At 74.0% G+C, this 14,452-nt stretch carries 12 protein-coding genes; 10 read left to right on the top strand and 2 right to left on the bottom strand.

What is annotated here, in order from left to right; genetic code table 11:
* The first annotated feature begins 10 nt into the window (after positions 1-10).
* Together GJV82_RS08945 and GJV82_RS08940 are read left to right on the top strand one after the other, a co-directional pair.
* Entirely contained in the window at positions 11-1,054 is a 1,044-nt protein-coding gene (locus tag GJV82_RS08945) for a 3-isopropylmalate dehydrogenase (RefSeq protein WP_115942863.1), read from the top strand.
* Positions 1,055-1,263: 209 nt separating this feature from the next.
* Complete coding sequence (locus GJV82_RS08940) at positions 1,264-2,397, top strand: branched-chain amino acid aminotransferase (protein ID WP_024840691.1); 1,134 nt, start codon at positions 1,264-1,266, stop codon at positions 2,395-2,397.
* A gap of 72 nt (positions 2,398-2,469) precedes the next feature.
* On the opposite strand, the gene GJV82_RS08935 is transcribed toward GJV82_RS08940, so the two are convergent.
* Entirely contained in the window at positions 2,470-3,060 is a 591-nt protein-coding gene (locus tag GJV82_RS08935; RefSeq protein WP_024840692.1) for a hypothetical protein, read from the bottom strand.
* Positions 3,061-3,389: 329 nt separating this feature from the next.
* Here GJV82_RS08935 and cimA point away from each other — a divergent pair, with 329 nt between their 5' ends.
* The 8 genes from cimA to murQ all read left to right on the top strand — a co-directional run bounded on the left by cimA (position 3,390) and on the right by murQ (position 13,621).
* Entirely contained in the window at positions 3,390-5,048 is a 1,659-nt protein-coding gene (gene cimA / locus GJV82_RS08930) for a citramalate synthase (protein ID WP_155098974.1), read from the top strand.
* A gap of 78 nt (positions 5,049-5,126) precedes the next feature.
* On the top strand, positions 5,127-6,176 hold the full coding sequence (locus tag GJV82_RS08925; protein WP_024840694.1) for a lipoate--protein ligase family protein: 1,050 nt from the start codon (positions 5,127-5,129) through the stop codon (positions 6,174-6,176).
* A 218-nt stretch (positions 6,177-6,394) separates the two neighbouring features.
* Entirely contained in the window at positions 6,395-7,702 is a 1,308-nt protein-coding gene (locus GJV82_RS08920; RefSeq protein ID WP_155098973.1) for a sugar ABC transporter substrate-binding protein, read from the top strand.
* A 100-nt stretch (positions 7,703-7,802) separates the two neighbouring features.
* Complete coding sequence (locus GJV82_RS08915; RefSeq protein WP_024840696.1) at positions 7,803-8,810, top strand: carbohydrate ABC transporter permease; 1,008 nt, start codon at positions 7,803-7,805, stop codon at positions 8,808-8,810.
* 47 nt (positions 8,811-8,857) lie between these two features.
* Positions 8,858-9,691, top strand: coding sequence for a carbohydrate ABC transporter permease (locus GJV82_RS08910; protein ID WP_225873234.1), 834 nt, complete (start codon positions 8,858-8,860; stop codon positions 9,689-9,691).
* A complete protein-coding gene (locus GJV82_RS08905) occupies positions 9,688-11,364 on the top strand; it encodes a glycoside hydrolase family 3 N-terminal domain-containing protein (protein WP_155098972.1) in 1,677 nt (558 codons plus the stop codon). Before GJV82_RS08910 ends, GJV82_RS08905 begins: the two co-directional genes overlap by 4 nt.
* A complete protein-coding gene (locus GJV82_RS08900) occupies positions 11,361-12,668 on the top strand; it encodes an anhydro-N-acetylmuramic acid kinase (RefSeq protein WP_115943718.1) in 1,308 nt (435 codons plus the stop codon). Before GJV82_RS08905 ends, GJV82_RS08900 begins: the two co-directional genes overlap by 4 nt.
* Positions 12,665-13,621, top strand: a complete 957-nt coding sequence (murQ, locus tag GJV82_RS08895) for an N-acetylmuramic acid 6-phosphate etherase (RefSeq protein WP_024840700.1) — start codon at positions 12,665-12,667, stop codon at positions 13,619-13,621. The genes GJV82_RS08900 and murQ overlap by 4 nt, the downstream gene beginning before the upstream one ends.
* 24 nt (positions 13,622-13,645) lie before the next feature.
* On the opposite strand, the gene GJV82_RS08890 is transcribed toward murQ, so the two are convergent.
* Positions 13,646-14,395, bottom strand: coding sequence for a YggS family pyridoxal phosphate-dependent enzyme (locus GJV82_RS08890; protein ID WP_155098971.1), 750 nt, complete (start codon positions 14,393-14,395; stop codon positions 13,646-13,648).
* Between the last annotated feature and the right edge of the window lie 57 nt (positions 14,396-14,452).

Genomic DNA, 14,452 nt, shown 5'->3' with positions numbered 1-14,452 from the left:
GCTCGCCGGCATGACGCGCACCATTGATCTGGCAGTCGTGGCCGGCGACGGTATCGGTACCGAGGTCGTCGAGCAGGGTCTCGCCGTGCTCGAGGCGGCGGTGGCCGGCTCGGACGTGAAGGTCTCCACGACGCCGTTCGACCTGGGTGCGCGGCGCTGGCACGCGACGGGGGAGACGCTCACCGACGCGGACCTCGACGCGATCCGCGGCCACGACGCGATCCTCCTCGGCGCGATCGGCGACCCGAGCGTCCCGTCCGGGGTGCTCGAGCGCGGTCTGCTGCTCAAGCTGCGCTTCGCGCTGGACCACTACGTCAACCTGCGCCCGGGCAAGCTGTACCCGGGCGTGACGTCGCCGCTCGCCGACCCGGGCGAGATCGACTTCGTCGTGGTGCGCGAGGGCACCGAGGGCCCGTACGTCGGCAACGGCGGTGCGCTGCGCACCGGCACGCCGCACGAGATCGCGACCGAGGTCTCCGTGAACACGGCCTTCGGCGTCGAGCGCGTCGTCCGCGACGCGTTCGCCCGGGCGCAGGCGCGCCCGCGCAAGCACCTCACGCTCGTGCACAAGCACAACGTGCTCGTCCACGCCGGGCACCTGTGGCGACGCACGGTCGAGGCCGTCAACGCCGAGTTCCCCGACGTCACCACGGACTACCTGCACGTGGACGCGGCGACGATCTTCCTCACGACGAAGCCGTCGCGGTTCGACGTCATCGTGACCGACAACCTGTTCGGCGACATCCTCACCGACCAGGCCGCCGCGATCACCGGCGGCATCGGCCTCGCGGCGTCGGCGAACATCAACCCGGACCGCACCGCGCCGTCGATGTTCGAGCCGGTGCACGGCTCGGCGCCGGACATCGCGGGCCAGGGCAAGGCCGACCCCACGGCGACCGTCCTCTCGGTCGCGATGCTCCTCGACCACCTGGGCCTCGGCGACGAGGCGAAGCGCGTCGAGGCGGCCGTCGCGGCCGACCTCGCCGAGCGGGGGAGCCGAGTACGCTCGACGGCCGAGGTGGGCCGCGAGCTCGCCGCTCGCGTCGCCGGCTGACACGCCGTCCGGGTCCGTCCAGGGCCCTGGCACCGGTTCGCCCGCAGTCCCCGCACCTCGGTCGTCATCGCCCCAGGACCGGATCCCTCCCGTTCTGACCCGGTGACGCCCCTGCCGTCGTCGTCCCCTCGCGCGGACGGCCGCACGAGCCGTACGGTCGTGGAAAACTAGGCGGAGACCACCCGGGTCGCCAGGTGAAAGGCCTCATGATGAGCACCCTCGCAGCGCAGCACCAGCCGTCGTCCTCGGAGGACGACCTCGTCGCCCTCTTCGACGTCCGCCCCACGGACTCGCCGACGCCGCCCGCCGAGCGCGAGGCCGCGATCGCGGCCCCGAAGTTCGGGACGGTCTTCACGGACCACATGGCGAGGATCAGCTGGAACTCGACCGACGGGTGGGTCGACCGCCGCATCGAGAAGTACGGCCCCCTGCTGCTCGACCCGGCGACCGCCGTCCTGCACTACGCGCAGGAGATCTTCGAGGGCATGAAGGCCTACCGGCACGCCGACGGGTCGGTGTGGACCTTCCGCCCCGAGGCGAACGCCGCGCGCTTCGCCCGCTCGGCGCACCGCCTCGCGCTGCCCGCGCTGTCGGTCGACGACTTCCTCGGCTCGATCACCGCGCTCGTGCGCACCGACGTGGACTGGGTCCCCACGGGCGACGAGGCGAGCCTGTACCTGCGCCCGTTCATGTACGCGTCGGAGGCGTTCCTCGGCGTGCGGCCGTCGCTCGAGGCCGAGTACCTCGTGATCGCCTCGCCCGTCGGGCCGTACTTCTCGGGCGGCGTGAAGCCCGTGTCGATCTGGGTGGACCGCGAGTTCAGCCGCGCGGGCGCCGGGGGCACCGGTGACGCCAAGTGCGGCGGGAACTACGCGTCGTCGCTGCTCCCGCAGGTCGTCGCGCAGCAGCACGGGTGCGAGCAGGTCTGCTTCCTGGACTCCGCGACGCGCACGTACCTCGAGGAGCTCGGCGGCATGAACGTGTTCGTCGTCAAGGCGGACGGCTCGGTCGAGACGCCCGAGCTCAGCGGGTCGATCCTCGAGGGCGTCACGCGCTCGTCGATCATCCGGCTGCTCACCGACCGCGGACACGACGTGGTCGAGCGCCGCATCCCGCTCGCCGAGGTGCTGGCCGGCATCCGCGACGGCTCGGTGACCGAGGTGTTCGCGTGCGGCACCGCCGCGGTCATCACGCCCATCGGGCGCCTCGCCGGCTCCGACTTCGACCTCACGATCGGCGGCGGCGAGGCCGGGTCGCTGACGATGACGATCCGCTCGGAGCTCACCGACATCCAGACGGGCCGCGCGGCCGACCGCCACGGCTGGATGCGCCGTCTCGCCTGAGCACGACCCGCACCGCACGACGACGGGCGCCACCCTCGCACGGGTGCCGCCCGTCGTCGTCCGGGCCGGGCGTCAGACGGTGCGCGGCCTGGCGACGATGGTCCGTCCCGCGACGCCTGCGAGCAGCGACCACACGGCGACGCCGATGAGCAGGTTGATGAGGCCGGAGAGGGCGGCCGCCGTCGTGTCGCTCGACCACGCGAACGGCAGCACGGCGATCACGACCACGACGAGGGCCATGATCCAGCCGAAGAACGCGCGCGGCCGCGGCGTGCTGAGGATCAGCAGGTGCAGCACGCCCGCGGCGAGCAGCGCGAGGATCGCGCCGTCGATCGCCCAGGCCGCCTGGCGCGACCCCGTGCCGAAGAGGTCGGGCGGCGGCACGAGCGTGATGTCGAAGATCCGCTCGAAGATGATCACCCCGAGCAGCCCGATGAGCGCCGCGACGAGCGCCGTCGCGGCCGCTCCGGCCCAGAAGCGGCCCGCCTCGACGCCGAGGCGCGGGTCCGCGGGGTTCACCGGCGTGCTCGGCGGCGGGAAGTCGCCGCGCGCCGCGGACGGCGGCACCGCGGGCGGCGGGGCCTGGCCGGGGACGGGCGGCTGCCCGTAGCGGCGCGTCGGGGGGTTCTGCGGGTCGTACCCGCCGGGTGTCGGGTCGCTCATCGTCACTCCTCGCTCGCACGCCGCCGGCCGGCGGGCGGCTCAGTGGATGGACGCTCGTGTCCATCGTCGCGGAACCTGTGGCACCATGTGCCCTGTGACACACCTCGTCTCCCAGCTCATTATCGAGTAGCGCGCCCGGAAGCACCTTCCGGACGCGCAGACCTCCCGCACCCTCGGGGGGTCTTTTTGTTGCTGGGCACCACCCCCGCCCGGCGGCAGGCCGCCGGGCCTGAGGGCCTCACGAGGGCGACGGCCCGGCGTCCTGGGAGAGACGGACCAGAACGGCGGGCGCACGGGCGCCCGCACGACGAACGGCAGGAAGAGGCACCATGACCTCGGCGACGACCCCCGCGACCGGCCACCGCGAGGCGCGGGTCTTCCACGTGTACGACACGACCCTGCGCGACGGCGCGCAGCAGGAGGGCATGAACCTGTCCGTCGCCGACAAGCTCGCGATCGCCCCGCTCCTCGACGAGCTCGGCGTCGGCTTCATTGAGGGCGGCTGGCCGGGCGCGGTCCCCAAGGACACCGAGTTCTTCCGCCGCGCCGCCAAGGAGCTCGACCTGCGCAACGCGGTGCTCGCGGCGTTCGGCGCGACGCGCAAGGCCGGGCTGCGCGCGTGGGACGACCCGCAGGTGCGCGCGCTCGTGGACTCCGAGGCGCCGGTCGTGACGCTCGTCGCCAAGTCCGACGTGCGGCACGTCGAGCGCGCGCTGCGCACGACGCCCGACGAGGGCCTCGCGATGATCACCGACACGGTGTCGTTCCTCGTGGGCGAGGGTCGCCGGGTCGTGGTGGACGCCGAGCACTTCTTCGACGGGTACCGTCACGACGCCGCGTTCACGCGTTCCGCGGTGCAGGCCGCGTTCGAGGCGGGCGCGGAGGTCGTGGCCCTGTGCGACACGAACGGCGGCATGCTGCCGACGTGGGTCGCCGAGATCGTCGAGGAGCTGCGCGACGCCGTGGGCCTGCCGCACGGGCGGGACGCGCTGCCGGGCGACACGCTGCTCGGCATGCACGCCCACAACGACTCCGGGTGCGCGGTGGCGAACACGCTCGCGGCCGTGGAGGCGGGCGCCGCGCACGTGCAGGGCACGGTCAACGGCTACGGCGAGCGGACGGGCAACGTCGACCTGCTGACCGTCGTCGCGAACCTCGAGCTCAAGCACGGGCTGCGCACCCTCACGGGCGAGGGGCTCGAGGAGGTCACGCGCATCTCGCACGCGATCAGCGAGATCACCAACATCTCCCCGTACGCGCGCCAGCCGTACGTCGGCGCGAGCGCGTTCGCGCACAAGGCGGGCCTGCACGCGAGCGCGATCAAGGTCGACCCGGACCTGTACCAGCACATCGACCCGACGGCGGTCGGCAACGACATCCGCATGCTCGTGTCGGACATGGCGGGCCGCGCGTCGATCGAGCTCAAGGGCCGCGAGCTCGGGTTCGACCTCTCGGGTCAGGGCGACCTCCTCACGCGCGTGACGAACCGCGTCAAGGACGACGAGGCGCGCGGCTACACGTACGAGGCCGCGGACGCGTCGTTCGAGCTGCTGCTGCGCGAGGAGCTCACGGGCGAGCGGCCCCCGTACTTCCGCGTCGAGAGCTGGCGCACGATCGTCGAGCGCGCCGGCTCGCGCGGCACGGAGGCGACGGCGGAGGCGACGGTCAAGCTGCACGCCGGCGGCGAGCGCATCGTCACCACGGGCGAGGGGAACGGGCCGGTGAACGCGCTCGACCACGCGCTGCGGCTCGCGCTCGGCCGCGTCTACCCGGAGATCGACGTGTTCGAGCTCATCGACTTCAAGGTGCGCATCCTCGACACCGAGCAGGGCACGGACGCGGTCACGCGCGTGCTCATCGAGACGACGGACGGGTCGACCTCGTGGTCGACGGTGGGCGTCGGGCCGAACCTCATCGAGGCCGCGTGGGAGGCCCTGACGGACTCCGCGATCTACGGCCTGGTGCACGCGGGCGTCGACCCGCGCTGACCGGCCCGTGACCTCGCCGTCTCGCCCGGTCGGCGCCCCGCGCCCCGAGCCGACGGCGGGCGGGCTTAGGGTGGTCGGGTGCGTGGTGAGTACAAGGTCCCCGGTGGCAAGCTCGTGGCGGTCGACGTCGAGGTGGAGGCCGGGCGGCTCGCCCGCGTCGCGGTGAGCGGCGACTTCTTCCTCGAGCCGGACGACGCGCTCGAGGACATCGACGGCGCGCTGACGGGCATGCCGGAGACGGCGACGGTCGCGCAGCTCGCGAGCGCGGTGCAGGGCGCGCTCGGCGACGACGTGACGATGGTCGGCTTCTCGCCCGAGGCGGTCGCGATCGCGGTCCGCCGTGCGCTGGGGCACGCGACCGGCTGGAGCGACCACACGTTCGAGATCGTGCACGAGGGGCCCGAGGAGCCCGCGATGCACCTCGCGCTCGACCAGGTGCTCACCGAGGAGCTCGACGCGGGCCGCCGCGGCCCGACGCTGCGGATCTGGGAGTGGGCCTCGCCCGCGGTGATCATCGGGTCGTTCCAGTCCCTGCGCAACGAGGTCGACCCGGAGGGTGCCGAGCGCCACGGGGTGACGGTCGTACGCCGCATCTCGGGCGGCGGGGCCATGTTCGTCGAGCCGGGCAACACGATCACGTACTCGCTGTACGTCCCGGGCTCGCTCGTCGAGGGCCTGAGCTTCGAGCGCTCCTACGCGTTCCTCGACGACTGGGTGCTCGGCGCGCTCGCCGAGCTCGGCGTCGAGGCGACGTACAAGCCGCTCAACGACATCGCCTCGCCGGCGGGCAAGATCGCCGGCGCCGCGCAGAAGCGCCTGCGCGGGGGAGCGGTGCTCCACCACGTGACGATGGCGTACGACATCGACGCGGACAAGATGCTCGAGGTGCTGCGCATCGGGCGCGAGAAGCTCTCCGACAAGGGCACGACGAGCGCGAACAAGCGCGTGGACCCGGTGCGGTCGCAGACGGGCATGGCCCGCGAGGACGTCATCGAGGCGTTCAAGGCGCACTTCCGGTCCCGGTACCGCACGGTGGAGGGCAAGGTCACGCCCGAGGAGCGCGAGCGCGCCCAGGAGCTCGCCCGGACGAAGTTCTCGACGCCGGAGTGGACCGCGCGCGTCCCGTGACGACCCCGGGGGTCCGCCACGGGTCCCCGGTGATTGTTAAGAACGTGCAACATCTCTCGCCCTGGCTTCCGTTCGCGCGGGCGTGGCAGTAATCTTCACGCATACGTCCACTGATGGAAGTAAGTTTCACACCGCGCGAGCCGACCGGCCCGCGCGGCCCCGTCAGGGCACACGACCCGGCCGTCCCCCTGCGGCCGACAGAAAGGAAGTGTCACGGCATGCAGCGACGCAGCACGGTGGCCGTCACGGGCACCCTCGTCCTCGCGCTCGGCCTGGCCGCGTGCGGCTCCGGTGGAGGGTCCGGCTCCGAGACGACCGGTGGCGACGAGGCCGCCGACTTCTCGGGCGAGACCCTCACCGTCTGGATCATGGAGGGCACCAACCCCGACGCCGACGCGTTCTTCGACGAGGTCACGGCCGCGTTCGAGAAGGAGACCGGCGCGGACCTCCAGATCGAGTTCCAGCCGTGGGCCAGCGCCCACGACAAGTTCACGACCGCGATCGCGGGCGGCACGACGCCCGACGTCGCCGAGGTGGGCACCACCTGGACCGGCGAGTTCGCCGACGTCGGCGCGCTCGCCGACCTCTCCGACCGCATCGCCGAGGCGGGCCTCGAGGACGACCTCGTCCCGGGCCTCGTCGAGTCCGCGACGCTCGACGGCGGCGTATACGGCATGCCGTGGTACGCGGGCGTGCGCTCGGTCGTCTACCGCGCCGACCTCTTCGAGGCCGCGGGCATCGAGGCCCCGACGTCGTGGGACGAGCTCGTCGCCGCGGCGGACGCGCTCAAGGCCGCGAACCCCGAGATCATCCCGTTCCCGGTCGCCGGTGACAGCCAGTACGGCGCGATGCCGTTCATCTGGGGCGCGGGGGGCGACCTCGCGGTGCAGGACGGCGGCACCTGGACCTCCGAGGTGAACTCGCCCGAGTCGGTCGAGGGCCTCGAGTTCTACACCGGCCTCGCGACCGAGCACGGGTTCTCGACGGCCGCGGCCACGACGTGGAAGGAGACGGACCTCCTCGCCGCGTTCGAGCAGGGCCAGGTCGGCATGATGATCTCCGGGAGCTGGACGCCGGGCAAGATCGTCTCCGACGTGCCGGACATGGAGGGCAAGATCGGCGCCTTCCCGATCCCCGGCCAGACCGAGGGCCTGTCCGACTCCTTCCTCGGCGGCTCCCACCTCGGTGTGTTCGAGGCGTCCGAGAAGCAGGACCTCGCGTGGACGTTCGTCGAGATGATGACCACCGGCGAGTTCGCCGAGGCGTGGGGCCAGCAGTCCGGCTACTTCCCGGGCCAGACGTCGCTCCTCGAGAAGGTCATCGAGGAGGACGACCCGATGGTCGCGCCGTTCGCCCAGCAGATGGTCGAGGCCGGGCGCTCCGTCCCGGTGACGCCGCTCTACGGGCAGATCCAGGGCAAGAAGACGCTCGAGACGATGCTCCAGTCCATCCTCTCCGGCAGCGCCACCGTCCAGGAGGCGGCGGACACCGCGGCCGCCGACATGGACGAGACGTTCGGCTCCTGAGCCGACGCGTCCGGCCGCGGGCCCGAGCCCGCGGCCGGACGCCGCCACCGGCCTCCCCGGGGCCGGGCCCCGCACGCACCACCGACAGGACCTCATCCCCATGGCAGACCTTCGAGCCGCGCCCGGCGCCTCGCTGGACCCGGCCGCCCCGGCCGACCGGCCGACGTCGGGCACCGCGCCCACGGGCACGCGCCGGCGCCGCGCCGGCGGCCTCGGCCACCGCTCCCCGCTGCGCCCCTGGCTGCTCCTCGCGCCCGGGCTCGTCGTGCTCGGCGTGCTGCTCCTGTGGCCGCTCGTGCGCGTCGTCCTGCTCTCGCTGCAGGACTACGGGCTGCGCCAGATCGCGAGCGGCGAGTCGAACTGGGTCGGCCTGCAGAACTACGCCGACATCCTCGGCGACAGCTACCTGTGGACGACGGTCCTGCCGAACACCGTGCTCTTCGCGCTCGCGTGCGTCGTGCTCACGGTCGCGCTCGGCACCGCGGTCGCGCTGTTCCTCAACACGCTCGGCGGGTTCTGGCGGGGCGTCGGCGCGACGGCGATCATGGTCGCCTGGGCCGTGCCCGCGATCACGGGCACGTACGTGTGGGTCTGGATCTTCGACCCGCTCAACGGCCTCGTCGCCTCGGTGCTCGAGGGCGTCGGCGCGATCGAGCCCGGCACGGTGAACTGGTTCACCGAGCGCCTGTCGTTCTACGCGATCGCGACGCTCAACGTCGTGCACCACGGCTTCCCGTTCGTCGCGATCACCGTGCTCGCGGGACTCATGACGATCCCGAACGAGCTGCACGAGGCGGCGAAGGTCGACGGCGCGAGCGCGTGGCGCCGCTTCTGGTCGATCACCGCGCCGATCCTGCGCCCGGTGTTCGCGGTCGTGACGATCCTGTCGACCATCTGGGACTTCAAGGTCTTCACGCAGATCTACCTCATGCCCGGCGGGAACGGCGGCAACAAGGACGTGTTCAACCTCGGCGTGTGGTCGTACATCGAGTCGTTCGCGCAGGGCAAGTACGGCATGGGCTCGGCCATCGCGGTCCTGCTCACGCTCATCCTGCTCGGCATCACGCTCGTGTACATGCGCACCCTGTTCAAGGAGGAGGAGCTGTGAGCGCCGCCGTCGTCGACACCCCCACCGCCGCGCCGGCGGGCCAGACCCTGCGCGCGCGTCCCCGTCGCCCCGGCGTCGCCGCCGCGAAGACGGTCGGGCTCGTCGCCCTCCTCACCTTCTCGCTCTTCCCCGCGTACTGGATGTTCTCGTCCGCGATCGACCCGCAGGCCGCGACGCGCGGCGCCCGGCTCCTGCCGGCCGGCGTCACGTGGGACAACTTCGTCAGCGTCATCGACGACGGCGGGTTCGGCCACTACCTGCGCAACTCGGTCCTCGTCGCGCTCGGCACGGTCCTCGCGTCGTCGGTCGTGGCGCTGCTCGCCGCGGTCGCGGTGAGCCGGTTCCGCTTCCGGTTCCGCAAGTCGATGCTCGTGCTCATCCTCATGGTGCAGATGGTCCCGCTCGAGGCCCTCGTCATCCCGCTGTTCCTGCAGATGCGCAACCTCAACATGCTCAACTCGCTCCTGGGCCTGACGATCGTCTACCTCGCGTTCGCGCTGCCCTTCGCGATCTGGACCCTGCGCGGCTTCGTCGCCGCGGTGCCCGTCGAGCTCGAGGAGGCCGCGTACCTCGACGGCGCGTCGTGGGGGCGCATGTTCTGGAAGATCCTCGTGCCGCTCGTTGCGCCCGGCGTCGTGGCGACGAGCGTGTTCTCCTTCATCACCGCGTGGAACGAGTTCATCTTCGCGCTGACGTTCCTCCAGCAGTCGAGCAAGTACACCGTGCCGATCGGCCTGCAGAAGTTCTTCGGGGAGAACACGACCGACTGGGGCGCGGTCATGGCCGCGTCGACGATCATCACGCTGCCCGTCCTCGTGTTCTTCGTCCTCGTGCAGCGCAACCTGTCGTCGGGCCTCACCGCGGGGTCGGTGAAGGGATGAGCGGCACGACCCGCCCGACGCCGTCGCCGGAGCGCGCGCGCCCGGCCGCGAGCGACGTCGTGCGCGCCGTCAACGGGGTGCTCCTGCCCGGGTTCACCGGCACGGACGACCCGCCGGCGTGGCTCGCCGAGGCCGCGCGCGACGGGCTGGCCGGGGTCGTGCTGTTCGGGCACAACACGCCCGACGTCGCGACGACGGCCCGCCTCACCGCGCGCCTGCGCGGGGCGTCGCCAGACCTGCTCGTCGCGATCGACGAGGAGGGCGGCGACGTGTCGCGCCTCGAGGCCGCGACGGGATCGAGCCTGCCGGGCAACGCGGCGCTCGGGATCGTCGACGACGTCGAGGTCACCGAGCGGGTAGGCGTCGCGCTCGGCCGCCTCCTCACCGCGACCGGCGTCGACCTCGACCTCGCGCCGGACCTCGACGTGAACTCCGACCCGGACAACCCCGTCATCGGCGTCCGGTCGTTCGGTGCGGACCCGGCGCTCGTCGCGCGCCACGGCGCCGCGTTCGTGCGCGGCCTGCACGCGGGCGGCGCGGGCGCGTGCGGCAAGCACTTCCCGGGGCACGGCGCGACGAACGTCGACTCCCACCTCGCGCTGCCCGTCGTCGACGCGAGCGCCGACGAGCTGCGGGCGCGCGACCTGCCCCCGTTCGTCGCGACGATGACCCGGCGCGACCCGGCGTCGCCCGCGGACGACGCGGTGCTGGACGCGGTCATGACGGCCCACGTCGTCGTCCCCGCGCTCGGGCCGCTGCCCGCCACGCTCGAGCCCGCGGTCGGCGCGCTCGTGCGCGAGCTCGGCTTCGAGGGGCCGGTCGTCACGGACGCGCTCGACATGGGCGCCGTCGCGGCGTTCGGCGCCGAGGGGGCCGTCGCGGGCATCGGCGAGGTCGCGGTGCGCGCCGTCGAGGCGGGTGCCGACCTGCTGTGCCTCGGCACGACCGTCGGCCGCGACGACGAGGCGCTGTTCCGCCAGGCGCAGGACGCGCTCGTCGACGCCGTCACCGCGGGACGCGTCACGCTCGACCGCCTGCGCGAGTCCGCGGACCGCACGGCGCGCGCCCGGGCGGCGGTCCGCGCGCGCCAGGCCGCGAGCGGCGTCGTGCCGTCGCCCGAGTCCGCGCTCGCGGCGCTCGACGAGCTCGGCCGCGTGGGCGCCGAGGTCGCCGCGCGCGCCGTCCGGTTCGCCGGGCCGGTGCCCGCGGACGGACCTGTCGTGACCGGCACGCCCGACGTCGTCGACCTCCGCCTCCGGTTCGACCACGCCGCGGGCCGCACCGCGCAGCACGTCCAGCGCGCGCTCGACGAGGCGTTCGGGCCGGACGTGCGCCACCTGCGCCCGGCCGACGCCGACGCGTGGGCGCACGCGGTCGCCACGGTGCGTGCGAGCGACCGGCCCCTGCTCGTGCTCACGCGCGAGCCCGTCCTCGGCTCGGGCGAGCGGACGCGCCTCGGCGAGCTGCTCGCGGCGCGCCCCGGCGCGGTCGTCGTGCACACGGGATTCCCGGGCGCCGTCGAGCAGTGGTTCGGCACCGACCTGCCCGCCGCCGACGGCGCCCCGCGCGCGGTCGTCGTGGTCGCGTGCGGCACGGGGCGGGCGAACGCACGCGCCGCCGTCGCGCTCCTGCGCGGCCGGCCCGCCACCGCGCCGGGGGAGGGGTCCCGATGATCGTCCTCGGGCTGTCCTCCGGCACGTCGGTCGACGCGATCGACGCGGCCGCCGCCGACCTCACCCTCGGCGACGACGGCGTGCTGCGCATGCGTCCCCTCGGCCACACCGAGTACGCCTGGCCGCGCGCGCTGCGCGAGCGCATCCTCGCGGCGCTGCCGCCGGCCGCGGTCGACATGGCGGAGGTCGCGCAGCTCGACACGCTCGTCGGCCAGGAGCTCGGCCGCGCGGGCCGCCGCGCGATCGACGACGTGGCCGGCGGCGACGTCGACCTCGTCGCGTCGCACGGGCAGACCGTCTACCACTGGGTCGTCGGCGCCCGCGCGCGCGGCACCCTGCAGCTCGGCAACGCCGCGTGGGTCGCGGAGCACGTCAAGCGGCCCGTCGTCAGCGACTTCCGCGTCGCCGACGTCGCCGCCGGCGGGCACGGCGCGCCCCTCGTGAGCGTGCTCGACGCGCTGTGGCTCGGTCGCGAGGACGACACCACGGGCACCGACGGCGCGCCCGACGCCGGGCTCACGGCGGCGCTCAACCTCGGCGGGATCGCGAACGTCTCCCTCGTCGGGCGTGTCGACGACCCGGTCACGGGCTGGGACACCGGGCCCGGCAACTGCCTGCTCGACGTCGCGGTCGCACGTCTCACCGACGGCCGCCTCGCCTACGACGAGGACGGCGCGCTGGCCGCGCGAGGCACCGTCGACCCCGTCGCGCTCGCGGCGCTGCTCGACGACCCGTACTTCGCCGCGCCCGCGCCCAAGTCCACCGGGCGCGAGCTCTTCGACACCACGTACACCGAGCGCCGGCTCGCGGCCGTGCGCCCCGGCCTCACCGGGCCCGACCTCGTCGCGACGCTCACCGAGCTCACCGCGGTGAGCGTCGCCGACGCGCTCGCGGGGCACGACGTGCGCCGCGTCGTCGCGTCCGGCGGTGGGGCGCGCAACCCCGTGCTGCTCGACCGCCTGCGCGCAGCGCTCGCCGAGCGCCTGCCCCACGCGTGCGAGGTCGTCACGTCCGACACCCTCGGGCTGCCCGTCGACGCGAAGGAGGCCTACCTCTTCGCTCTCCTCGGCTTCCTCTCGGCCCACGGGCTGCCCGGGACGGCCGCGGGCGAGCACCGGCGGCGGGCCACCGGAGCGCGGCGTGCCGTCGTGCTCGGCTCGCTCACGCCGCCCACGCCGCTGCCGTGGCAGGCCGCGAGCGGGCCCGTGCGCCGACTGGCGCTCGCCAACACTCCGCACGGGCTGCTGCCGGGCCCGCGCGCCAAGAGCCCGCTGACGGGCTCGACGAAGGGAAGCACCCGATGACCGACCCCACCCTCGCCACGAGCACGGAGGAGTGGCAGGCGCTCGTGCGCCTCGCGTCACCGACCGAGGAGCGCAACCCGCGCACCACCGACGTCGACCTGCTGCCCACCGCCGACGTCGTGCGGCTCATCACCGACGAGGACGCGGGCGTCGCGGACGCCGTGCGCGCGCAGCGTGACCACATCGCGCGAGCCGTGGACCTCGCGGTCGAGGCGCTGCGCGCGGGCGGGCGCGTGCACTACGTCGGCTCGGGGACGTCGGGCCGCCTCGGCGTGCTCGACGCGGTCGAGCTCCTGCCGACCTACGGCGTGGGCGAGGAGTGGTTCGTCGCCCACCTCGCGGGCGGCGTCGGCGCGATGATGCTCGCGGTCGAGGGGGCAGAGGACGACGTGGCGCTCGGGCGCGCCGACGTCGACGCCGTCGGGCCGCACGACCTGGTCGTCGGGCTCGCGGCGAGCGGCCGGACGCCCTACGTGCGCGGCGCGCTCGACGTCGCGCGCGAGCGCGGTGCGCGGACGGTGCTCGTCTCGGCCAACCCCGGCGCGCCGCTCGCGGAGGGCGTCGACGTCGCGATCCTCGTGGACACGGGCCCCGAGGTCGTCACGGGCTCCACGCGCATGAAGGCCGCCACGGCCCAGAAGCTCGTGCTCAACACGTTCTCGACGGCGACGATGATCCGCCTCGGCAAGACGTACTCGAACCTCATGATCGACGTGCGCCCGACCAACCAGAAGCTGCGCGCCCGCATCGTGCGCATGCTCGTCCAGGCCACGGGCCTCGGCGCACCCGAGTGCGAGGACGTGCTGCAGGAGGCCGACGGCGAGGTGCACGTGGCGCTCGTCATGCTCCTCGCGGGCGTCGACGCCGACGCGGCGCGCGAGGCGCTCGCGGGGGACGGCGTCGCGGGGGTGCGCGGCGCGCTCGCCCGGCTCGGGGCGCTCCCCGCGCGGTAGACCCCGGACAGGCCTCCGCGGGTGTCAGCGGGCAGGGGCGGGGCGCGGGCCGAAGACGGCGGTGCCGACCCGGACGATCGTCGCGCCCTCGGCGACCGCGAGCTCGAGGTCGCCGCTCATGCCCATGGACAGCTCACGGGCGCCTGCGGTGCCGGGCGCGCCCGAGCCCACGACGGCGTCGCGCACCTCCCGGAGGCGGGCGAACCCCGAACGGACCTCGGCCTCGTCGGGCGAGTTCGCGCCGATCGTCATGAACCCCGCGAGCCGCAGGCCGGGGAGCGCGGCGACCGCCGTCGCGAGGGGGGCGGCGTCGTCGGGACGCACGCCCGACTTGGACTCCTCCCCCGAGACGTTCACCTGGACCAGGACGTCGAGCACGCGGCCGTCGCGCGCGCAGCGGACCGACAGCGCCTCGGCGAGCGCGCGCGAGTCCACGCTCTCGACGCCGGTCGCCGTCGCGAGCACCTGGTTGACCTTGTTGCGCTGGAGGTGTCCGATCATGTGCACCTCGACGCGCCCCGCGGCGACGAGGTCGGCGAGGTCCGGCGCCTTCGCGACGAGCTCCTGCACCCGGTTCTCGCCGATCAGGTCCGCTCCCGCCTCGACCACCGCGCGCACCGCGGCGGCGGGCTGCGTCTTGGTCGCCACGAGCAGCCGGACGTCCGACGGCGCACGCCCCGCCGCGCGCGCCGCGGCGTCCACCCGGTCCCGCACCCGGGCGAGGTTGTGCGCGACCTGCGCGGGCAGCACGGACGGCGGCTCGGGGAGGGGCATGCGGTCAGTCTAGGTCGGACGGTGCCCGCAGGACCCGGGTCGTCTCAGGGTGGTCCC

It is taken from the genome of Cellulosimicrobium composti (assembly GCF_009711085.1).
GTDB lineage: Bacteria > Actinomycetota > Actinomycetes > Actinomycetales > Cellulomonadaceae > Cellulosimicrobium > Cellulosimicrobium composti.
This window is presented reverse-complemented; position numbering and strand designations above follow the sequence as displayed.

Bases quoted from the DNA above. Each gene is read 5' to 3' on its own strand.
- GJV82_RS08935 (WP_024840692.1), bottom strand. From the start codon at position 3,060: ATGAGCGACCCGACACCCGGCGGGTACGACCCGCAGAACCCCCCGACG.
- GJV82_RS08905 (WP_155098972.1), top strand. From the start codon at position 9,688: ATGAGCGGCACGACCCGCCCGACGCCGTCGCCGGAGCGCGCGCGCCCG.
- murQ (WP_024840700.1), top strand. From the start codon at position 12,665: ATGACCGACCCCACCCTCGCCACGAGCACGGAGGAGTGGCAGGCGCTC.
- GJV82_RS08920 (WP_155098973.1), top strand. From the start codon at position 6,395: ATGCAGCGACGCAGCACGGTGGCCGTCACGGGCACCCTCGTCCTCGCG.
- GJV82_RS08890 (WP_155098971.1), bottom strand. From the start codon at position 14,395: ATGCCCCTCCCCGAGCCGCCGTCCGTGCTGCCCGCGCAGGTCGCGCAC.
- GJV82_RS08915 (WP_024840696.1), top strand. From the start codon at position 7,803: ATGGCAGACCTTCGAGCCGCGCCCGGCGCCTCGCTGGACCCGGCCGCC.
- GJV82_RS08940 (WP_024840691.1), top strand. From the start codon at position 1,264: ATGAGCACCCTCGCAGCGCAGCACCAGCCGTCGTCCTCGGAGGACGAC.
- GJV82_RS08945 (WP_115942863.1), top strand. From the start codon at position 11: ATGACGCGCACCATTGATCTGGCAGTCGTGGCCGGCGACGGTATCGGT.
- cimA (WP_155098974.1), top strand. From the start codon at position 3,390: ATGACCTCGGCGACGACCCCCGCGACCGGCCACCGCGAGGCGCGGGTC.
- GJV82_RS08900 (WP_115943718.1), top strand. From the start codon at position 11,361: ATGATCGTCCTCGGGCTGTCCTCCGGCACGTCGGTCGACGCGATCGAC.